Origin of the sequence: Mucilaginibacter sp. cycad4, assembly GCF_034263275.1 — a bacterium.
Classification (GTDB): Bacteria; Bacteroidota; Bacteroidia; order Sphingobacteriales; family Sphingobacteriaceae; genus Mucilaginibacter.
Window position 1 is genome coordinate 6,127,001 of the sequence record NZ_CP139559.1, and the last position, 21,712, is coordinate 6,148,712.

Consider the following 21,712-nt stretch of genomic DNA (forward strand, 5'->3'; position numbering starts at 1 on the left):
TCAATTTAAACCCCGCCTAACCAATAAAACGCGGGATTTGAATTTTGCGCGAATTTACACTTATTTTTTTAACCCGATCTCTATTTTTTGTAAGCAGCTATGCCACTGTCTAAAAATTTTATATAATTATCAATGCTAAAGTTTGCTCCCTGTGGAGGAACAAGTACATTACCCTCGCTATCGGTTATAACATAATAGGGCTGCGAATTTGTATTAAATTTAGTGGTTTCGTAATCGGCATTTTTGTCGCCAAGACTCGTGATTTTTTTACCCGACAATTCAGACGTGTAAACTTCACTGGCAGGTAATTGGGCTGTTTTTTCATCAACGTAAAGCTCAAGCAATACAAAATCATTTTGAATCCGCTTGCGTACTTCTGCATCAGTCCAAACTTCGTTCTCCATTTTACGGCAGTTAGGGCAATTCCAGCCTGTGAAATCAATAAGTACTGGTTTTTTTAACTCCTTAGATACTTGCAATGCCTGGTCATAATCATACCACTCGTTTAGACCTTTATGTTTACCGCGTGCGAAAACCGTTTCGTACTTTTTATCCTTTATAGATACTTTCTGCTCCTGAACGGGCGAGGAACTTGTAATATTTGATAAATCAAAATCTTGTGTAGCGGGTGGCGGCAAAAAACCACTGATAACTTTCAGCGGGGCACCCCATAACCCAGGGATCATATAAAACACAAATGCAAATACAATTATAGCGATAAACGTACGCGGAACCGATAAGTATGGCAGGTCACTGTCATGTGAAAATTTGATTTTACCGATAAGATACAATCCTCCAATCACACCTAATGCTATCCACAATGAAAGGAATACCTCACGATCAAACCAGTTCCAGTGATAGGCCAGATCAACGTTCGACAGGAATTTAAGCGAAAAAGCAATTTCAAGCAATCCTAATACAACTTTTACACTATTAAGCCAACCGCCCGATTTTGGCAGGCTTTTTAACCATGAAGGGAAAAGAGCGAACAACGTGAAGGGTAATGCCAGTGCCAACGAAAATCCAAACATGCCTACAGCTGGTCCAAGGCGTTCTCCTTTTGTTGCAGCTGCTGCAAGTAAACCTCCAATTAGGGGACCCGTACACGAAAAAGAGACTACTACCAATGTAGCCGCCATAAAAAAGATACCGGCAACCCCGCCTTTATCTGAATTTTGATCCAACTTATTGGCCAGCGAACTGGGTAATGTTATTTCGAAAGCGCCAAGGAATGATACGCCGAAAACTACCAATAATAAAAAGAAAAGGAAATTAAATATTCCATTGGTTGCCAATGCATTAAGTGCTCCTGGCCCGAATAGCAAAGACACAATAACTCCTAATAAAACGTATATTATAATGATTGATAAACCATATAATAATGATTGCCCTACAGCTTTGCTTTTGCTTCCACTCTTTTTGGTAAAAAAACTTACCGTTAAGGGTAACAAAGGATAAATACATGGCATTATCAATGCGGCAAAGCCGCCTAAAAAGCAACCGAAAAATATTTGCCAAAGGGTTTTAGGTTTTTCATCCGGGTTTGCAGAGGTAGTAACGAGTTTTTTTTCAGCCTCTGCCTTTTTTACCGAATCGGCTTGTTTTTTTCTAATAGCTAAGCTATCGGCAGCGGTAGGAATATCGGTAAAAGTAACATCGGCGGCTGATACCGAAGTATCAGCTGCTTTTTTTTGTATGGCATAAGCCGGATTTGCCCCGGCTATGTTTAGGATGATCAGGGTAATTAATGCAACAAGCCCGGCGCGCAGGAAAGCACCTTTATTTAATAATTTCATGACTACTGTTAAGGTGTGCTGAATTATTTACCTAAAGGGATAGTGAAATCAACATCTTCGGGCGGCAGGCATTTCATGTCGTTACAGGTCATGTAGGTTAATTTACCTGTAACTGCTGTTGCTTTGGGTGATTTTAAACTGATCTTTTGGCTAAAAACAACTTCCTTTTCAAAGTAGCTAACATTCATGCTGAATGATTTTTCGTATTTGGTTACCGGAGTTGGTTCGGTAGTTTTGCCAACAGCAGCATATAATTTTGATGGGGTAAAGTCAAATGAGGTTTTGATTGGGCCGCCGTCTTTTACGGTTTGTGAATAAATGTGCCAGCCGCTTTGTATGGTTGCTTTTAAAAAAACTACCGCTTCTTTATCATTTACCTTTTTTGCCGCGTATGACCACCTCACCGGCGATTCGATCTGGGCGTAAGCGCCGGCGCTGATGATGAGCGCAGTTACCAATACCAATAGTTTCTTCATTTGTGCTTTACTTTATTATTTATTTAAAAATTTCAATTCTTTAAGGTTAAACTCCGATTGCTGCCCGTTAGTATCTTCAATAACCAGCAAGCCATTCGGCAGTACATTTTTAACAGTACCATTGAAAACCCCATTGTTTGACTCAAAGCTTTTAACCTCGTTTAACCAATATAGTCGGCTTAAGTAACTATTCCTTACAAAATCAACCTGTCCGGCCTTAAGTTTAAGGTAGTATACCTCAATGTGTTTGCAAATTTCAGATAATAACAGTGTTAAATCATAATCCTTTTGTAAGATTTGTTTGACAGAGGTGGCATTTGAGGCGCCAGTTGGGAAATTTTCCTGGTTTATGTTCAATCCTATGCCAATAATGGAGTCTTTGAGTTGCCCGCCTTGTATGGTGTTTTCAATGAGCATACCGCCAAGTTTCCTGTCGCCATAATAAATATCATTGGGCCATTTTATTTTTAGCTGGTCGCCTAAAATGGGTTGCAGGGCATAGTGCACGCCTAAACTTACCGCGCGGTTAAGGTCAAACTGGGCATCAACGGGTAAAAAATGAGGCTTTAATAAAAGACTGAAAGTAAGGTTTTTTCCGGGTTCGCTATGCCAGGTATTTTGTTGCTGGCCACGGCCTGCATATTGCTCTTCTGCCATAATGACCGTACCTTCGGGTACTGGCTTGGAATTTGACAGTAGATTTTTAAGAAAACTATTTGTTGAGTCAACTTGTTTAATTGTTACTAAATTTTGACCAACAAATAATCCTGAAAATATGTTATTTTGCAAAGTGTAATAATTTTATACTCAAAAACGTTCAAAACTAATTCTTTTTGATGGTAAAAAACAAAGTGTTAAGTGAATCTGCCTTTATTTCAGAGCTGGCAATACATGGTATCCAGGAAAAAAAAGGTAACGATATTATCAGGTTAGACCTTCGTAATATATTCAGTTCGGTAGCAGATTATTTTGTGATCTGTCATGCTGATTCGTCGACACAGGTAAAAGCTATAGCAAATAGCATTGAGGATGAAATTTTCAAAGCCACCCAAACCGAGCCCTGGCGCAAAGAGGGTCTTGAGTATGGCGAGTGGATACTGCTTGATTATGTGGATGTTGTGATCCACGTGTTCAGGACCGATAAACGTGAGTTTTATGGAGTGGAAGATTTGTGGGGCGATGCAGATATTAAATATTATAAAAGTGCATAAACATCCGTCACAAAAAGGCTCAACGCATAGTCTTACTGTTACCGCGTAAAATTTAAATTATAGATTGTAAGTTTGAGCTCGTAAAAAGAAATGAAAGATATTAAAGATTCTAAATCAGAAAATCCAAGACCTATCCGTAAAATTGTGAACAAGAAGCCCTCACCAAAACCGCCTAAATTCAATATCATGTGGCTATATGGTATTGTTATTTTGGCTTTTTTACTGATCCCGGCCTTGTTAAACGGCGGATCGGGCAAACCGGTTACTTTCCAGGAATTTGAGGCCAACATGCTTCGCACAAATGATGTTCAAAAAATTGTAGCTTATAAAAGCGGCGACCTGGTAATGGCCGATGTTTACATTAAGCAGCAAAGTTTGTCAAAACCATATTTTGTTAATAACACCTCCAAAGAAAAAAACTTTTTTAATACAAGTACCAACAGCGGTCCGCAGTTTACTTTTACTGATGCCTCTTACGAAAGCCTGAAAAAGTCAATTGCTGATGCCCAAAAAGATGTGCCTGATGACCAAAAAGTATCTTTACAATTTGAGCAGGGACACGAAAGCCTGTTATCAAACTGGCTGGTACAGGGTGTTATCATGGTAATATTATTTGCCGGTGTATGGATTTTTATCATGCGCCGCATGAGCGGTGGTTCGGGCGGTGGCCCGGGCGGCCAGATCTTTAACATCGGTAAATCAAAAGCTACCCTGTTTGATAAAGAAGCCCAGGTAACCGTTACATTTAATGACGTTGCCGGTTTGGAAGAAGCCAAACAGGAGGTAATGGAGATCGTTGATTTTCTTAAAAATCCTAAGAAATATACCAACCTGGGTGGTAAAATCCCTAAAGGCGCGCTGCTTGTAGGTTCGCCGGGTACAGGTAAAACCTTGCTTGCCAAAGCTGTTGCGGGCGAAGCCCAGGTGCCTTTCTTCTCACTTTCAGGATCTGATTTTGTGGAGATGTTTGTAGGTGTGGGTGCATCACGTGTACGTGATTTGTTCCGCCAGGCTAAAGACAAAGCACCTTGTATCATTTTTATTGATGAGATTGATGCCATTGGCCGCGCCCGTGGTAAAAACAATATAGTAGGTGGTAATGACGAGCGCGAAAACACCCTGAACCAGTTGCTGGTTGAAATGGATGGTTTCGGTACCGATTCGGGTATTATTATCTTAGCTGCTACCAACCGTCCGGATGTACTGGATTCAGCTTTATTGCGTCCGGGACGTTTTGACAGGCAGGTGTCTATCGATAAACCGGATTTGATCGGCCGTGAGCAAATTTTCAAAGTTCACCTGAAGCCTATCAAATTATCTGATGGTGTTGATGCCAAAAAATTATCGGCACAAACCCCGGGCTTTGCAGGTGCAGAAATTGCAAACGTTTGTAACGAGGCCGCGTTGATTGCCGCCCGTAAAAATAAAGAGTCGGTTGATATGACCGATTTCCAGGATGCTATTGACCGTGTTATCGGCGGGTTAGAAAAGAAGAACAAGATCATCTCTCCCGAAGAAAAACGCATTGTTGCTTACCACGAAGCAGGCCACGCTATTGCAGGCTGGTTCCTGGAACATGCCGATCCTTTGGTTAAGGTGTCTATTGTGCCGCGTGGTGTTGCCGCCTTAGGTTATGCTCAATATCTGCCAAAAGAGCAGTTTTTGTATACAACCGAGCAATTGCTTGATGAAATGAGCGTATCAATGGGTGGCCGTGTTGCTGAAGATATCGTTTTCGGCAAAATTTCTACCGGTGCGCTGAGCGATCTGGAACGCATTACTAAACTTGCTTATGCCATGACCAAAATTTATGGTATGAATGGTAATGTAGGCAATGTATCGTTCTATGACCCGCAGGGCGAGTACCAGTTTAACAAACCATACTCTGATACTACGGCCGAAATGATTGACGCTGAAGTGCGTAAACTGGTTGATGTGGTTTATCAAAAAACCAAAGATCTGCTGAACCTGAAACGTGACGGTTTGGAAAAGATAGCTCAAAAACTATTGGAGAAAGAAGTGTTGTTCCAAAGCGACCTGGAAGAGATTTTAGGTAAACGTCCGTTTGATGAACGTACAACCTATGATAAGTTTGTAAACGGAGAGGCCGCGTTAAACCCGGATGTGGATAATAACGCCATTCCTGATACGCTGACTAATCCTGAACTTTCAAGAATAGAGAGCGAAGATCCGAAACTTTAATTTTTAAATTATCATACAAAGCCACCGGCAAAGCTGGTGGCTTTGCTTTTTTAGCTATGAGGGATATCACCACATCAAAAGAAAAACTGCTTAAAAAAATCAGGAAAGCGCTTTTGGAGAAAAGGGATAACCCATACCCTCAGCTGGAAGACCTGCCCCTTTATCCCCCTGCCGAAGAAATGCCCGAGGTAGTCTTCGCCGAACAGTTTACTAATGTAGCGGGCCAGTTTGTTTTTTGTGAAGATGAGCTGCAATTTATCGAAAACCTGCTTACCCTTGCCGAAGAACGTAAATGGCACAAAATTTACTGCTGGGAACCAAAGCTGCAGGAGATCCTGAACCAATTTGAATACCCTCATTACGAAACCGATAAAGACTTTGATCAGGCCGAAGTAGGCTTTACCCTTTGCGAGGCTTTGATTGCCCGTAACGGCAGCATCCTGCTCTCTAACGGCAATATGGCCGGTCGCAGGTTAAGCATCTATCCACCGGTGCATATTGTACTGGCTTATACTTCGCAAATGGTTATGGATCTGAAAGATGGTTTTAAACTCATCAAAACCAAATACGGTAACCAGCTGCCATCCATGATCAGCACCGTAACCGGCCCAAGCCGTACCGCCGACATTGAAAAAACACTGGTATTAGGAGCACACGGCCCCAAAGAGCTTTTTGTTTTTATGCTGGAAGGGTGACCGCTGATTTTGTCTGAACCCAGATTCTTAGGATTTAAGGATTAACGGGATTTTGCTTTAGCAGGCTTGCTTTTCACCCTTGTCCTTTTACCTTTCGCCTTTCGCCTCAAAACAGATCTTTCAATCTGCATTCCTCCAATACTATTCTTTCACTTTGGTTTAGTTTGTTGTATTCCCATTTAACGAGGCGGATGTGGCCGTTTGAGATTTCGATGCCTGTTATATCGCCATCATCGTAACAGCAGCAGCCACTATTGAAATAGCTTGGGTCGCAGGCGCTGAAATCGGGAGCTACATCACCCTTCACTTGCCGGTTAACGATCTGTTTGTTTAGCTCATCGGCCAGTTTATCGTTTCCTGCTTTCCTTGCTTTCGCGATATCGTTATACAGTTTTTCGAGATGGGTTAATGACCTGAATACCGGCTGATGCGTATGCCCGGTTATCAGCAGCGTGTTTTTTTGCCTCTGGCTCCATTCATACATAATACGGTTATGATCTGTTTTGAGCAGGTCATTATTTGCCGGGGTATTAATATTAACCTTAAGGTACGCCTGGAAAGGCGCCCAGATATTGGATACAAACCATTTGCTGAACCAGTTGCCATCGCTTTGCAAATCGCCCTGGTGGCCATGCGTCATGAATATATTTAGTGATTTATCATGAAGGGTTGTTTGCAGAACAGCACCTTCATAGATCTTAATTACTTCATCATAAATTTGCTTTAATCCAACTGCCGCTAAGGGATCATTATCCCAATACAGATCGTGATTGCCAAAGATTTTCATGAATTCTTTACGTTGTATGAACCGCTTCTCGCTTTCAAATGTGGCTTTGTTATGCTTTTTTATGGTGATGAACAGGTTTTCCCAAAGCTCCTCGCTATCGCCAAGATTAATGTAAAAAAATTGCTGGTCGTGGTAATAATCAAGCGCTGTAAGATAGTTTTTCTCGGCAAGGGCGAAGATATCCATATCATCCCGCGCGCCCTTATGTTGATCGGAAAAGATAATGAATTTACCTTTTTCTGCATCGAAAGGTATTACAAGGCCTTTTTTACCCGACCCGGTTAGCAAGCTTTTGTATAACCGGTTCAATGATCTGTTAACCCGTTTCTTATCCGGTCGTGACGAGAGCTTGTCGGCCAGGCGTGCTACTGGTTTAGTTAAAAGCTTTTGTAAAAACTTGCGCATGACTTTTTAACGTATTATATGGTGTATTGTGTTGTAAGTTGCCAGTTACTTTTACCGTGTTTAAACGGGATGAAAAACGGTGAAATGACGGATAGTTTGTTTGGTAATAATTATTTAGTTTGGTGACTTAATTTAAATTCCCCGAAATAATATGGAACCTATTGACTTAAAAACCGCCAGGGAAATGGTTGCGCGGTACAAAAGCACCCGAAAAGCAGTTATTGATGGACATCATGGCGTTAATGATACCGAATCGACGTGGCTCCCGATAGATAAACTGAAGGAGTTTGTTAACAATTTGCCACCGGAAGCTACAGGTGTGAGGATTCATTTTGGAGTGCATGACGCAGATCATAAAGATGCTCCACACCAAACATCGGTTGCCATTGTGGGTACAGTTGCAGGGAAGAGAGCAAATGAACATATAGATGCTATACAAACAGATCACGCGATGGCAATGGAGGGAAGCATGCTTGCCCTTGTGAACTCTGGCAGAGACTGCCCGCCTGCCTGCCCGGTGGCCTGATAAAATTTATAAGCTGCATGAACGCTATTATATGTTATTTTAGCGTTCATGCTCGATATCTTTTATTACGTAATGTTTGTGGTAGCTTTTGTATGCTGCCTTTTTGCGTATAAGTCACTTGATAAAAAGTTTAAATGGTTTTTGCCACTTTTAGCTTTTGATGTGATTTATAATTATCCGGCCATATTTAAGTTGCTTATTATTAACCATACAAATGCGTGGTGCAATAATTTCGACGACATACTGGAGTTTATTTGCTACTCGATATTCATTATGTCGTTTGGTAAAGATGAGAAACGTAAGCAAAAAGGGTATATAGCTGTTGGTATTATTGTTCTCTTCTCGTTTATTGATATATTTTTTATTCAGGGTTTTTGGAAAAGAGCAACCATAGCAATAGTGATACAAAATTTATTCGGCCTCTGGCTTATCTGTAACTATTACTACAGGTTATTAAATGATGATAATGACGAGTATATAGAATTGATTAGCCATCCGCCGTTTTTAGCGATAACGGGGATATTCTTCTTTTATCTTGCAATGACTTTTTATTATGCATGCTTTAGCTTTATGGTGTATAAAAACAATTATCACTTTTATCTTTTAGCAATGACATTGTTAAATCTTAACTCGTTAATCATAAACGGCCTATTTTCATTTTCCTTTATATGCTTTTTCAGGAAGAACAATTTATCCTCATAATAATTGCAGGTACAGCTCTATTGCTTCTGTTAGGGGTGTTCATGGTTAGCTTTATGCTGGTATATCAAAAAAAGCAAAATAAAAATCAGCTTGAAAAGGAACATCTTAAAGCCTCATTTAAGCAGGAAATGCTTAAAACGCAGATAGAGATCCAGGAGCAAACGCTTAATGATATAAGCCGCGAGATCCACGATAATATTACCCAGGTATTGTCATTTGTGAAGTTGAACCTTGGCTTGCTTAACAATAGCCTTGATGATGAAAAAAAAGCCCGCGTAAATGAAAACCGTGAACTGGTTTCGCAAACCATTAATGATTTGAGAAACCTTTCAAAAAGCATGAGCTTTGAACACATCAGCTCACAGGGGCTCATAAAAACCCTTGAAACTGAGACTGAACGTTTAACCCGCAGCGGTATTATTAATGTTGTTTTTGATGTTGAAGGTGATGTATATAGTTTAGGCGAACAGCCTGAGCTGGTGATATTCCGGATATTTCAGGAAGCTGTAAATAATACCCTGAAATATGCTAAGGCAGCTAACCTCAAAATCGGTTTGTATTATACTGCACAAATGTTTAATTTGCTCATCGAAGATGATGGTGCTGGTTTCAATACCGAAAAGGTTGATAATAAGGGCGGTTCGGGATTGCGGAACATTGAAAACAGGGCAGCTTTAGTAGGCGCGGACGTAATTATTGCCAGCTCGCCTGGTAAGGGTTGCCAGATAAAATTGTCGTTCAATCCCCTGGTACAACAAATTTATGCTAAAGGAACCCATTCAAATAGCCTTAGTTGACGATCATAAACTCTTCAGGAGTGGTATGGCTGCTCTTGTTACCAATTTTAAAAAATACAACATACTATTTGAGGCTGCAAACGGGCAGGAGCTGGTAAATACCATAAACAATGGCACTGTTCCGGATATTGTATTGCTGGATATCAGCATGCCGGTAATGGATGGCGTTGAAGCTGCACAGGTGCTTAGGGCCAAACATCCCGGTGTAAAAATCATCATACTATCTATGTTTGAAGATGCCGAAAAGGTACTGCTCATGGTAAAAATGGGTGTGAAAGGCTACCTGCTTAAAGACTCGGAACCACATGAGGTTGAAGAAGCCCTTTTGAAAGTGGCGCAGGGGGAACTTTACTACCCCGAGTTTGTAACCCGCCACCTGATCACCAACTTTAACAGTAAATTAGAGAATATCAAGCTTAACCCGCGCGAAATCGAGTTTCTTCGTCTTACCGGCACCGAACTTACTTATAAGGAAATTGCCGAAACCATGAATATCAGCGTACGCACCGTTGATAGCTACCGCGACCAGCTTTTTGAAAAACTCCAGATCAAAAGCCGCGTTGGGCTGGTTTTATACAGCATAAAAAATAAACTGATTGAATTGTAATTTGCTAAATTTATTAGCAAATTTGTTCAATGTCACATGAGGAAAATCCGGATTTTTTTAAAGGACGAGGGGCGCAGGTAAATACGCACAATAAGTTTCTGAAAAACAAGTATGTACTTGATCATATCGAGGGCATTGACGAGCCTTTGCTTGAAAATAGCAACACGCAGCTTTTTGAAGAAACTCCGAAAAAAATAGTAAGCAAATCAAACAGTCCCGATTTGAGCCATATGTACTCGATAAACCCCTACCAGGGTTGCGAGCATGGCTGCATTTACTGTTATGCACGTAACACTCATGAATATTACGGTTTTAGCGCCGGGCTTGACTTTGAACGGAAGATCATCATTAAGCCTAATGCGCCAGAACTGCTTGAGCAGTATTTCAACAAAAAAAATTATAAGCCGGTTTGCATTATGCTGTCTGGTAATACTGATTGCTATCAGCCGGTTGAGCGTAAGCTTAAAATAACCCAGGCCCTGCTGGAGGTTTTTTGGAAGTATAAGAACCCGGTAAGTATTATCACCAAAAACAACGTTATACTGCGGGATATCGATTTGCTTACAGATATGGCCAGGCTGAACCTGGTGCATGTAAATATATCCATTACCTCTCTTAACGAGCAGCTGAGGCAAAAGCTGGAGCCGCGCACCGTAACTGCAACCGGCAGACTGGCAGTAGTGCAGAAGCTTTCGGAAAGAGGTATCCCGGTACGTGTAATGGCCGCGCCCATCATCCCCGGATTAAACAGTAATGAAGTACCCAATATCATTAAAGCCGCGGCCGACAGGGGCGCCTTAGCCGCCGGTTTTACCATGGTGCGGCTCAACGGCAGCATAGCCGAAATTTTTAGCGACTGGATTTACAAAGCCTTTCCCGACCGGGCCGAAAAGGTACTGAACATGATCCGCTCGACGCATGACGGCAAGCTGAATGACAGCGACTACGGTCGCCGGATGAGCGGAGATGGTAAAGTAGCCGAATCCATTCACCAGATGTTCAGGATGGCCTGCAAACGCTTTATGGCCGACAGGCAGATGCCGGAATATGACTATAGCTTATTTGTGCCAAGGAAAGGGAAACAGACGAGTATGTTTTGAGAAGGATATTTTTAAATTTGATATGAGGGAATTAATATGGTTTTTATATTAAAAAATGGAGCATCGGAGGATGATATAAAAGCGATCGAAGACGCTATTTATAGGAATGATTCGTTTAAGGGCTTTAATGCAAAAAAATATAATGGAAAGATCCCCCAAAAAAAATAATCCTTTAACTATTCAAATTAAGCTAAGAAATCAATGGGAAGACCCAGTTCGGTAGCTTAACCAGTTCGGTAGCTTAATAAGACTAATGTTATTTTATTTACTGCGTTTTAACAACAGCTTCTCACTCCCAACACCCATCCCCACCCCAACAACATAACACAGCAAATCGCTCCACAAAAAGCCTTCGCCTAAAACGAGCCTGCCAAACAGTGTGTGCCTGATGTCATTTATCCATGGCGCTTTATAAAGCTGGCTAAACTCTATCGCGAAGCAAAACAGCAAAGCCGCAATAATATTGAACCTGGCAGTTTTGGTAATAAACAGAAACCGCATGATAAAGTAAACCATGCTTGCCCATAAAATATCGCCTATAAACAAAGGGATGAACTTAAAATGGCGGGATAGCAGCCCAAGGATAATGGTTGCTATTGTTAATATCAAATAGGTTATTCGGTTTTTAGGCATAGGATAAATATCGGCTAAATAAATGCAACAAAAAAGGCACCCCATTGGGTGCCTTTGATATATTTAACTTTATAAGTGGTTCCTTATGCTTCTTCAGCTTCTAAAGCCATTTGTTCGTCAACAAGGATCCGTCCGCAATGTTCGCAAACGATGATCTTTTTACGCTGACGGATGTCTGACTGGCGCTGAGGCGGGATCTGGTTAAAGCAGCCAGAGCATGAATCACGCTGAATAGTTACTACTGCCAGGCCGTTTTTAGCATTTTGACGTAAACGGGTATAAGCAGTTAATAAACGCTCTTCAATGTTTTGAGTGGCTTTTGCAGCTTGTGCGTTCAACTCGGTTTCTTCTTTTTCAGTTTCGGCAGTAATGGTGCCTAACTCTTCTTTTTTGGCGTCAAGGTCGGCTTGGCGGGCTTCCAGGTCAGCCAGTGCTTTTTCGTAAACCTGTGTTTTGTTGGTGATTTCGAAGCCGTACTCACGGATCTTCTTTTCGCTCACCTGTATATCTAAGCCCTGGATCTCAATTTCTTTTGAGATAGCATCATATTCGCGGTTGTTTTTAACCTCGTTAAGCTGGCCTTCGTATTTTTTGATGTTTGCCTGAGCTTCTTTGATCAGGTTTTTACGGGTAACTATGTCATCTTCCACATCGTCAAGTTCACCTTTGATCTTTTGGATGCGGGTTTCAAGGCCTGCAACGTCGTCCTCAAGGTCGGCAACTTCCATTGGCAATTCGCCCCTTACCTGGCGGATCCTGTCAATCTTGGTGTGGATAGTTTGTAGCTCGTATAAAGCTTTAAGCTTTTGTTCTACGGTTTGTTCCATTAAATAAAATATTTGACGGGGTTTGTATTTACTTCTGTTAAACGGACGGCAAAGATAGGGAATTTTTTTCTAATTATTTCATACAATAATTGCTGCGTAAATTGTTCACTCTCAAAGTGTCCGATATCCGCGATAACTATCTTTCCTTCGGCATCAAAAAACTCGTGATACTTGTAATCGGCCGTGATAAAAACGTCGGCTCCGGCGGCTATGGCATGCTTCAGCAAAAAGCCTCCCGAACCACCGCAAACAGCTACTTTTTTAACGTGTTTACCCAATAATTTAGTATGCCGGATCACATGCGTGCGCATCTTGTCCTTTACATGAAACAGGAAACTTTCCTCATTGAGCGGCATTTCCAGCTCGCCTATCATGCCTGACCCTATCTGCTGGTGCTGGTTGGTTAAATTGTAAAGGTCATAAGCAACTTCTTCATACGGATGGGCAAGGATCAAAGCCATCAGGATCTTGCTTTCCAAATTGGCCGGATATACCATTTCAATACGGATCTCATTTTCCTTGTGGCGTTTGCCAATTTCGCCCACATAAGGGATAGCGGCATCATTGCCTTTAAATGTCCCTGTTCCCTCTGCATTAAAACTAACCTCGCTGTAATTACCAATATTGCCTGCACCTGCTGCAAACAAAGCATCGCGTACAGCATCGGCATGGTTTAGCGGAACGTAGGTAACCAGTTTTTTGATCAGGTTATGTTTGGGTAGCAGTATGCGGCTGTTTTTTAAGCCTAACGTTTCGCAAATACGGGCATTAACACCGGTCATGATGCTATCCAAATTGGTGTGAATAGCGTAAATAGCAATACCTTTACGGATAGCTTTTTCAACCACCCGCTCCACATAGGTTTTACCGTTGAATTTTTTTAACCCTTTAAAAACGATGGGATGGTGCGATATGATGATTTGGCAGCCGGTAGCGATAGCCTCATCAACCACAGCTTCGGTACAATCAAGCGAGATCAGGGCCTGGCTCAGCTCCTGCTCCGGGTTGCCAACTATCAGGCCTGAATTGTCGTAATCTTCCTGATAATTAAGTGGCGCGAGGCTTTCAAGGTATGCGGTTAGGGCAGATAGTTTCATTAAGTTTTTTTAGAGATAAATAACGGCTTTGTTTAGCTACTCATTTTAGCCATCTGGTAACTTTCATAAGCCATATTCTTATTATACTCCAAAGTTATCGACTTATTATTGATCAGATCGACGATGGTGCCGATTACGCAGATGCCCCCTGTAAAAAAATACAATATGCCCATCCCTATCTGGCCTAATACAAAACGCTGGATGCCTGCAAAGCCAACAAACCCAAGCAAGGTAAACAACAACACATCTTGCGAGTTTTTGCGCTTGTTGCTGTAAACCATATAAAAGTATTTCTTTTGATTTTCGTTCAGATCGGGCGTTGCGTGCTGTAAAAAGCTTAGCTCCTCTGGCGAAAAACCTGCAAATGCATTATACGGATCCTGGTATGTGTTCATATTGGGTAAAGGCTTTATTATATCAATAAGTCAAATTTAAATATTTACCGCATTAAAACTATAGGTTAAAAAATGATTTGAAATTTCTTTTCCCCGCATAGGGGTAAACTCATAACGGGTTGTAATACCTGTATGAAAGTTTTAGTAACCGGGGCAACAGGTTTTATTGGCAGGCAGCTCACTTTATCGCTGGCTATGCAGGGTTATGATGTTAAAGCTTTATGCCGCAATACCGATCACCCCTATTTAATAAAGCATAAAAATATTGAGCCGGTTACCGGCAATATCCTGTACCGGCAAAGCCTGAGCAGGGCCATGCAGGGCTGTGAACAAGTTTACCATACCGCAGCCCTTGCCAAAATGTGGTGCCGCAACCCCGATGATTACCACGAAACCAACGTGGTTGGTACACGGAATGTGCTTGAAGTTGCCGCCAATGCCGGGGTACAAAAAATTGTCTATACCTCTACCTGCGGCGTATGGGGCCCAACTGTTAAACACCCCATGAACGAGAACGATCCGCGGATTGCAGGCTTCCCCATTGCCTATGAGCGCACCAAATACCTGGCCGAGCTTGAGGTGCAAAATTTTGCAAAGCAGGGGGTGCATGTGGTTACGGTAAACCCTTCGCGTGTGTATGGCGAGGGGCCGGTTACCGAAAGTAATACCGTTGGCAAAATGGTGTCGGCCTATTTGCGCGGCAAATGGCGCTTTATACCCGGTAGTGGCGAACAGGTAGCCAATTATGCTTTTTTAACCGATGTGATTGATGGGCATTTGGCGGCTATGAATATTGGAACCAGCGGCGAACGCTATATTTTAGGGGGAGAGGATATCAGCTTTAATGATTTTTTCAATACAGTACACGAAGTATCCGGTAAGCAGCACCGCCTTATTCATCTTCCCTTAAAAGCAATTGAATTTTACAGCCACATTGAAAAGTTAAAAGCACAGCTTACCGGGTTACGCCCTTTCTTTTTACCTGAATTTGCCGAACGTTTAAAGTACGATCAAAAGTACAGCAGCAATAAGGCCATAACCCAACTGGGCTACCGGATAACCCCTTTTGCCGAAGGGATGCACAAAACAGTTAACTATCTTAAACAAGCCTGAACATGACAAACCAAACCGCCATCATAACCGGCGCCAGCGAAGGGTTAGGCAAATCATTTGCCATCGAGCTGGCTTCGCGTGGCATAAACCTGGTGCTGGTTTCATTGCCTGCGTCGGGCTTGCCTGAACTGGCATCGTTTATCCGCAAAAACTTTGAGGTTAAAGTAAATTATCTTGAAATTGATTTAACGCTTGCCGAAAGTTACCCGGCTATTTTTAATTACCTTAGTGATGAGCAAATTACAGCCCACTTGCTTATCAATAATGCGGGTTTAGGCAACTGGTCGTGGTTTGAAGATCTGAACATTGGGTTTTACAAAAAACAAATTGAACTGAACGTGATTACACCTGTACTGCTTACGCGCTTGTTCCTGGCCCAGGCCGATGCTGCTGGTACTTCGTACATATTAAATGTAGGCAGTTTGGGCGGCTTGTTTGTGGTACCTAAAAAGCAGGTTTACGGAGCTACCAAATCATTCATCAGGTATTTTACCAGGTGTTTGCAGCTTGAGCTTCATGGCTCAAATGTAAAGATCAGCCTGCTTAGCCCCGGAGGGATCAATACCAAGCCCGAGCTGCTGGTAATGAATAATAAGCTCAAAGGCATATCAAAGGCAACCATTATGGAGCCCGGGCACGTAGCACGTATAGCGGTGGACGGCTTGCTGAAAGGAAAAAAAGAAATTATCCCCGGTATGATAAACAGGGTGCTTGTTTTATTAAACAGTTTGCTGCCTGCCGCTGTTAAAGACACCATTATAAGGCAGCGCCTGGCCACCATTATTAAAAGCTGACAGCATGATCATTTCAATACTTACCTACCGGCATATTAAAAACCTGTGCAGCTTTTTTAAGCGTACACGCAATAGCTTTAAGCTTATCAATAACGAAAGGATCGTTATTATTTCGGGCAGCATGCGCGGGTTGGTATTATATTTTGACCGCGATGCATGCGAGATAAAAAATGGCGAGACTGATTTTATCAGTATTGATATTACCCGCGATTTTTCGGTTGAGATGCTGATGCGGATCCTGATGAACCATAACATTATAACTCCGGTTTTGGAAGGTTAATTAGCTGCCACCCCGGGTAAATCAGTCGTGATTATTTCCGTTTAAAGTCGTACACTGGATGTAACGTTTTCGAACAATATTATTTTACCTTGTTTTTCAATTGGTTCATTACTAATAATTTACATCATGGCATGAAATTTAAAGCCGTATTATACTACTTGCCCTGATAAACCTTTAAACCTACATAACCATGATCAGAACTTACTTTAAATTCGCCTACCGTAATTTAATTAAGGACAAAGTCTATTCTATTATTAATATCTCCGGTTTAGCCATTGGCCTTGCAGCAAGTATCCTGATTTTACTTTGGGTACAAAATGAAAAAAGCTATGATAAGTTTCATAAAAACGCAACGCAGCTATACCGTATAAATTGGGACGTGGATGGCTTAAACCTGGCTGGCACCCCCACCGCAATGGCCCCTTCAGTGAAAGCGCAATTGCCGGCTGTTAAAAATTCAGTACGTATAAGCCCTAAGAGTTTCCTTTTTGAAGCAAACGATAAAAGGTTTGTTGAAGACCGCGTGCTTTATGCCGACCCGAATTTTCTGGATGTATTTTCATTCCCGCTTGTAAAGGGTGATCCTACTGGAGCTTTAAAACAGATTGATGGCGTTTTAATAACCGAAGCGACAGCGGTGAAATATTTTGGCGATCAAAACCCGGTCGGCAAGTTTTTAAAAAAAGACAATAGTGAAAACGTAGTAGTGACCGGCGTTTTAGCCAACGTGCCCGCTAACTCACATATGCAATTTGATTTTGTAATGCCGACGGCTGCGTTATACAGAGCTGATCCCAAGGTGGAAAAATACCACTGGGAAGCACCCTATTTCCACACGTATGTTCAGTTGGATAAAAACTTTGATCCGAGCCCGGCCAATTTAAAAAAACTGGAAAGCCAGATTTTTCAAATCTATCATAAACACGAACCGCAAATGAAAAGCGCGTTCCATCTTCAGCCTATCACCCAAATTCATATGGCCCCGGCGATTGAGATGGATTTGCCGGGGCATGGTAATGCACTATACTTGAGGATGTTTTTTGTTGTGGCTATTTTGATACTTGCTGTTGCCTGTATCAATTTTATGAACCTGGCTACCGCGCGCTCGGCCCGAAGGGCTAAGGAAATTGGCTTACGGAAGGTAGCCGGGGCGCAAAGGTTTCAGCTGATATTGCAGTTTTTAAGCGAAGCGGTATTTATTGCTTTTTTATCATTATTGCTGGCACTCTGGATAGTGATTTTATCCCTGCCGATGTTTAATCAGCTGGTTGGTAAACAACTTACGGTTAATTTTACCGATGCCCGGCTTTGGCTTAGCCTACTGTGTATTGCCTTAGTAACCGGGGTGATATCGGGCAGTTATCCCGCGCTGTTTTTATCCGGCTTCAACCCCGTTAAAGTGCTTAAGGGAAATGTAAAATCAATGGGCGGCAATTTATTTTTCCGCCATGCTTTGGTGGTAACCCAATTTGTAGTTTCGGTTGTGTTGCTGGTTGGCACAGTGGTTATTTATCAGCAACTCAAGTTTGTAAGAGAGCGGAACCCGGGCTTTAATAAATCGAGCCTTTTATATATGGATATGAATAGTGACATGGAAGGTAAGGCGGCGCTATTGAGAAATGAGCTGCGACAAAACCCGCTAACCAGTGATTTTGCTATTACAAGCGAACTTCCCATTGATGTGGGCGCTGGTGCGAATGCTTCGTGGCCCGGCAAAGATCCCAAAGCGCAGGGTAACCCGACCCCTGCGATAAATGTAAGTGAAAATTTTGCCCGCTTATTCGGATTAAAACTACTGACCGGACGTTTCTTCTCTGAATCGATTAAAACCGATTCGAATAACTGTGTCATTAATGAAAAGCTGCTGGGCTTAATGGGCTTCACCAATGCAGCAGCGGCGATAGGAAAACCGATAACATTATATAATAAACCAAGCGTTATTATCGGTGTGGTTAAAGATTTTAATTTTAAACCGGCACAGTCGGCTATCGAACCGTTGATCATTTCTTTAACAAACCGTGGCGGCTCGGTTGTTATCCGCACCAAGCCCGGAGCTACCCCTGCAACTATCGGGGCTTTGGAAAAAATAAGTAAGGAAATTAGTCCTGCATATCCTTTTAGTTTCAATTTTGTCGATCAGCAAATGGCCAACCTTTATCACGGAGAGCAACAGATGGGTAATATTTTTAAGCTGTTTGCCATCATCGGTATTTTTATTTCCTGCCTTGGTTTGTATGGTTTATCAGCTTTTATAGCCGAGCAACGTACCAGGGAAATTGGCGTACGCAAGGTATTGGGCGCATCTGTTTTAAATCTTGTATATCTATTATCATCCGGAATTACCAGGCTTATCCTGATAGCTATATGCATTGCCTTACCGGTTTCGTGGTTCGCGACGAATACCTGGTTGTCAGGATTTGCTTATCACATTAACGTTGGCTGGCTGATATTTTTTGTGGCCTCGGCAACGGCTTTGGGTATTGCCTGGCTTACGGTTAGTTATGAATCTATAAAAGCGGCAAGTGTTAATCCAATAAAGAGCTTAAGAATCGAATGATGCTTTGAGAGCGTAAGGAGTCATAATTTTAGGCTGGGGTGATTTAATGTAGCTTTTTACTGGCGATAATAAAGGGTTTATCAGAAGAATATTTTCCGTAGACCCTTTATATTTTTCGGCTCAATCTCCGTAACATAAATGAACACCCGCTGTCCGTATCCGAACGATAGTATATTGGGTGTTTTTGTAAATTACTGATAGTTAGCGGTTTGTAATATTGGCATCATTTTAATTATCATACTATCTGATAAAGCTGATATTATTATGCTGAAAAACTATATCAAAACCGCCTGGCGCAATCTTGTCCGCAATAAATTTTATTCGGTAATCAATATTGCCGGGTTAACTGTGGGCCTCGCCATTGGGATACTGATCCTGCTTTGGGTGCAGGACGAATTTAGCTTTGATAGCTTTCATAAAAACGCTGCTAATATTTACCGGGTAGAACTTTTTGGCGGTACCGGGGCCAGCAAGCAGATCTGGCAAACTACAGTAGCACCAATGGGGCCGTTGGCCAAACAGGAATTGCCCGCTGTGCAAAACCAGGTACGGATAACCAATAACTGGTTTTTTTCGTTGTATAAATACCAGGATAAAGTATTCAGTGAGCAGGCGGTGGGCTTTGCCGATCCATCCCTGTTTACTGTTTTTGATTTCCCACTGATTGAAGGTAACAAGGAAAAACCTTTCACAAGTGATAACTCGGTAGTGATCACAAAAAGAACGGCAGAAAAATATTTCGGCAATGGGGATGCTTTGGGGAAAGTTATTGTGGCCGATAATAAGGAAAACTTTACCGTATCGGGTGTCATTGATGATTTTCCGCTTAACTCAAGCATTAATTATGATATGATCATGCCTATGAGCTATCATATCAAATATATGTTTACCAACAATAAGGTTGATCTGAACCATGATTTCAACAATTATGCTTATGAAACCTATTTGCTGTTGAAGCCGGGCACTTCGTTAAAAAAGTTATCGGCCGATTTGAATAAGGTTCATCTGAAACGGAAGCCCGAAGATACCGATGCCGACTACCTCTTGCTGCCGGCTACTAAAATGCACCTTTACAATGCAGATGGTACCGACAGGGGAATCAGCACTGTACATATCTTTATTATTATCGCCTTAGTAATATTGGTGATTGCCTGCATTAACTACGTTAACCTTTCAACCGCGCGGGCCATGCTGCGTGCCAAGGAAATAAGCATGCGAAAGATCATCGGCGCAGCAAAAACACAATTGTTTATGCAGTTTGTGGTGGAAACGGCTTTGCTGTTTATCCTTTCGTCGGTTTTAGCAGTATTGGTAATTTATAATGTCATTCCTGTATTTAATGAAATTGCAGGTAAGCAATTGGTATTTAACCTTTCCAACTATCATATCTGGTTTGTTATTGCGGGTACCATCACTGCTACACTTTTATTGTCCAGTATTTATCCCGCATTGTTGCTATCATCTTTTGAACCTTTAAAGGCGCTTAAGGGTAAAATATCCAATGGTATTGGCGATGTGGTTTTCCGTAAGATCCTGGTAGTGGTGCAATTTACTTTTTCGGTAGTGCTGATCATCAGCACCATTGTTATTACCAGCCAGCTTAATTACATCCGGTCGAAAAATTTAGGTTACGATAAAAGCCATGTGTTAGCTTTTTGGATGCGGGATATGAAGGGGCATTATGATGCTGTTAAAGCCGAGCTTTTAAAACAGCCGGGTGTTGAAGCGGTAACCCGATCAAGCGGCAATATTGTTAACATCGGCGGTATTTCGGGGGATAATGATTGGGATGGCAAAGCCACCGGGCAAACATTTATCGTGCACCCGCAGGGGATTGACAAAGATTTTATTTCTTTCTTTAAGTTAAAGATGCAGCAAGGGCATAGTTTTGATGGCGCTGTGAGTGATAGTACTCATTTTATATTGAATGAAGCTGCAGTTAAAGAAATTGGCTTGCAAAACCCAATTGGCAAGCGTTTCAGGCTGCGCAAAACCGAGGGTACTATTATAGGGGTTGTTAAAGATTTTCACTTCGCCAGTATGCGCGAAAAAATAGCACCGGCAGTATTTTATTACGCGCCCGACAGTTACACTTCTATTTACATCAAAACCACAGGCAATGATGCTCCCAAAGCAATTGCTGCCGCCGGCAGCCAGTTTAAACAATACAACGGCGAGTTCCCTTTCAGTTACGTTTTTTTGGATGATGTATTTAACAAGCTTTACCAGGGCGAACAGCGGGAAGGAACGTTGTTTAACTATTTTGCGGGGATAGCTATTTTAATCTCCTGCCTTGGTCTGCTTGGCTTAGCAGCCTACACCGCCCAGGTACGTACCCGCGAAATTGGCGTACGGAAAGTTTTGGGTGCTACCGTTACAAATGTTGTTGCCCTGTTAGCTAAAGATTTTATTAAGCTGGTACTTATTGCTATCGTTGTGGCTTTCCCGATTGCCTGGCTGGCTATGAGCCACTGGCTTGATGCTTTCGCTTATCGCGTTGGTATAAGCTGGACAGCCTTTATATTAGCTGCCGCGATCGCTGTATTAATTGCTTTTCTCACTATCAGTTTTCAATCGGTTAAAGCCGCGCTGGCTAATCCGGTTGATAGTTTGAGGCGGGAGTAGTAGGTTTATAACTGTAGAGGCGCATCACATGCGCCTCCCGTATGTTAGTTGCGCTTTTATGGCTTGCCTGTCCTATGGGAGACGCAT

Annotated in this window: 20 protein-coding genes; 12 read left to right on the forward strand and 8 right to left on the reverse strand. The window is 42.0% G+C overall.

Annotated features, from left to right (window positions below):
* Positions 1-80 precede the first annotated feature (80 nt).
* The 3 genes from SNE26_RS25295 to SNE26_RS25305 are packed head-to-tail and all read right to left on the reverse strand — an operon-like array spanning position 81 to position 3,061.
* Complete coding sequence (locus SNE26_RS25295; protein WP_321556634.1) at positions 81-1,796, reverse strand: cytochrome c biogenesis protein CcdA; 1,716 nt, start codon at positions 1,794-1,796, stop codon at positions 81-83.
* Between the two features lie 23 nt (positions 1,797-1,819).
* Complete coding sequence (locus tag SNE26_RS25300; protein ID WP_321556635.1) at positions 1,820-2,272, reverse strand: protein-disulfide reductase DsbD domain-containing protein; 453 nt, start codon at positions 2,270-2,272, stop codon at positions 1,820-1,822.
* Between the two features lie 15 nt (positions 2,273-2,287).
* On the reverse strand, positions 2,288-3,061 hold the full coding sequence (locus SNE26_RS25305) for a biotin--[acetyl-CoA-carboxylase] ligase (protein ID WP_321556636.1): 774 nt from the start codon (positions 3,059-3,061) through the stop codon (positions 2,288-2,290).
* Between the two features lie 47 nt (positions 3,062-3,108).
* Here SNE26_RS25305 and rsfS point away from each other — a divergent pair, with 47 nt between their 5' ends.
* The 3 genes from rsfS (at position 3,109) to SNE26_RS25320 (ending at position 6,380) form a co-directional block, all read left to right on the forward strand.
* Complete coding sequence (gene rsfS / locus SNE26_RS25310; protein WP_321556637.1) at positions 3,109-3,483, forward strand: ribosome silencing factor; 375 nt, start codon at positions 3,109-3,111, stop codon at positions 3,481-3,483.
* 90 nt (positions 3,484-3,573) lie between these two features.
* Positions 3,574-5,685 carry an ATP-dependent zinc metalloprotease FtsH gene (gene ftsH / locus SNE26_RS25315; protein ID WP_321556638.1) on the forward strand — a complete coding sequence of 704 codons (2,112 nt, stop codon included), beginning with the start codon at positions 3,574-3,576 and terminating at the stop codon, positions 5,683-5,685.
* Positions 5,686-5,741: 56 nt separating this feature from the next.
* On the forward strand, positions 5,742-6,380 hold the full coding sequence (locus SNE26_RS25320; RefSeq protein ID WP_321556639.1) for a lactate utilization protein: 639 nt from the start codon (positions 5,742-5,744) through the stop codon (positions 6,378-6,380).
* A 106-nt stretch (positions 6,381-6,486) separates the two neighbouring features.
* Here SNE26_RS25320 and SNE26_RS25325 read toward each other — a convergent pair whose 3' ends face one another.
* Entirely contained in the window at positions 6,487-7,572 is a 1,086-nt protein-coding gene (locus SNE26_RS25325; protein WP_321556640.1) for a metallophosphoesterase, read from the reverse strand.
* A 151-nt stretch (positions 7,573-7,723) separates the two neighbouring features.
* Between SNE26_RS25325 and SNE26_RS25330 the strand changes: the two genes are divergently transcribed.
* From SNE26_RS25330 to SNE26_RS25345, 4 genes are all read left to right on the forward strand, one after another.
* Positions 7,724-8,098 carry a hypothetical protein gene (locus SNE26_RS25330; RefSeq protein WP_321556641.1) on the forward strand — a complete coding sequence of 125 codons (375 nt, stop codon included), beginning with the start codon at positions 7,724-7,726 and terminating at the stop codon, positions 8,096-8,098.
* A gap of 668 nt (positions 8,099-8,766) precedes the next feature.
* Positions 8,767-9,597: a histidine kinase gene (locus SNE26_RS25335; RefSeq protein WP_321556642.1), complete on the forward strand. Its 831-nt coding sequence runs from the start codon at positions 8,767-8,769 to the stop codon at positions 9,595-9,597.
* Positions 9,563-10,204 carry a response regulator transcription factor gene (locus SNE26_RS25340; RefSeq protein WP_321556643.1) on the forward strand — a complete coding sequence of 214 codons (642 nt, stop codon included), beginning with the start codon at positions 9,563-9,565 and terminating at the stop codon, positions 10,202-10,204. Before SNE26_RS25335 ends, SNE26_RS25340 begins: the two co-directional genes overlap by 35 nt.
* A 29-nt stretch (positions 10,205-10,233) precedes the next feature.
* Positions 10,234-11,304 carry a PA0069 family radical SAM protein gene (locus SNE26_RS25345; RefSeq protein ID WP_321556644.1) on the forward strand — a complete coding sequence of 357 codons (1,071 nt, stop codon included), beginning with the start codon at positions 10,234-10,236 and terminating at the stop codon, positions 11,302-11,304.
* 261 nt (positions 11,305-11,565) lie between these two features.
* Here SNE26_RS25345 and SNE26_RS25350 read toward each other — a convergent pair whose 3' ends face one another.
* The 4 genes from SNE26_RS25350 to SNE26_RS25365 all read right to left on the reverse strand — a co-directional run bounded on the left by SNE26_RS25350 (position 11,566) and on the right by SNE26_RS25365 (position 14,256).
* Positions 11,566-11,937: a DUF2809 domain-containing protein gene (locus SNE26_RS25350; RefSeq protein WP_321556645.1), complete on the reverse strand. Its 372-nt coding sequence runs from the start codon at positions 11,935-11,937 to the stop codon at positions 11,566-11,568.
* 83 nt (positions 11,938-12,020) lie between these two features.
* The gene (locus tag SNE26_RS25355) at positions 12,021-12,764 is read right to left on the reverse strand and encodes a zinc ribbon domain-containing protein (RefSeq protein ID WP_243484745.1); all 744 of its coding nucleotides are present in this window, start codon (positions 12,762-12,764) and stop codon (positions 12,021-12,023) included.
* Entirely contained in the window at positions 12,764-13,861 is a 1,098-nt protein-coding gene (locus tag SNE26_RS25360) for a Nif3-like dinuclear metal center hexameric protein (protein ID WP_321556646.1), read from the reverse strand. Before SNE26_RS25360 ends, SNE26_RS25355 begins: the two co-directional genes overlap by 1 nt.
* Positions 13,862-13,893: 32 nt before the next feature.
* A complete protein-coding gene (locus SNE26_RS25365) occupies positions 13,894-14,256 on the reverse strand; it encodes a TM2 domain-containing protein (protein ID WP_321556647.1) in 363 nt (120 codons plus the stop codon).
* A gap of 132 nt (positions 14,257-14,388) precedes the next feature.
* On the opposite strand from SNE26_RS25365, the gene SNE26_RS25370 reads away from it, so the two are divergent.
* From SNE26_RS25370 to SNE26_RS25390, 5 genes are all read left to right on the forward strand, one after another.
* A complete protein-coding gene (locus SNE26_RS25370; protein ID WP_321556648.1) occupies positions 14,389-15,369 on the forward strand; it encodes an NAD-dependent epimerase/dehydratase family protein in 981 nt (326 codons plus the stop codon).
* A 2-nt stretch (positions 15,370-15,371) separates the two neighbouring features.
* Positions 15,372-16,163, forward strand: a complete 792-nt coding sequence (locus SNE26_RS25375) for an SDR family NAD(P)-dependent oxidoreductase (RefSeq protein ID WP_321556649.1) — start codon at positions 15,372-15,374, stop codon at positions 16,161-16,163.
* 4 nt (positions 16,164-16,167) lie between these two features.
* Positions 16,168-16,443, forward strand: a complete 276-nt coding sequence (locus SNE26_RS25380) for a hypothetical protein (RefSeq protein WP_321556650.1) — start codon at positions 16,168-16,170, stop codon at positions 16,441-16,443.
* Between the two features lie 190 nt (positions 16,444-16,633).
* Positions 16,634-19,000 (forward strand): ABC transporter permease, encoded by a 2,367-nt coding sequence (locus SNE26_RS25385; protein WP_321556651.1) that lies wholly within the window; start codon positions 16,634-16,636, stop codon positions 18,998-19,000.
* A gap of 264 nt (positions 19,001-19,264) precedes the next feature.
* On the forward strand, positions 19,265-21,625 hold the full coding sequence (locus SNE26_RS25390; RefSeq protein ID WP_321556652.1) for an ABC transporter permease: 2,361 nt from the start codon (positions 19,265-19,267) through the stop codon (positions 21,623-21,625).
* Positions 21,626-21,712: the final 87 nt, after the last annotated feature.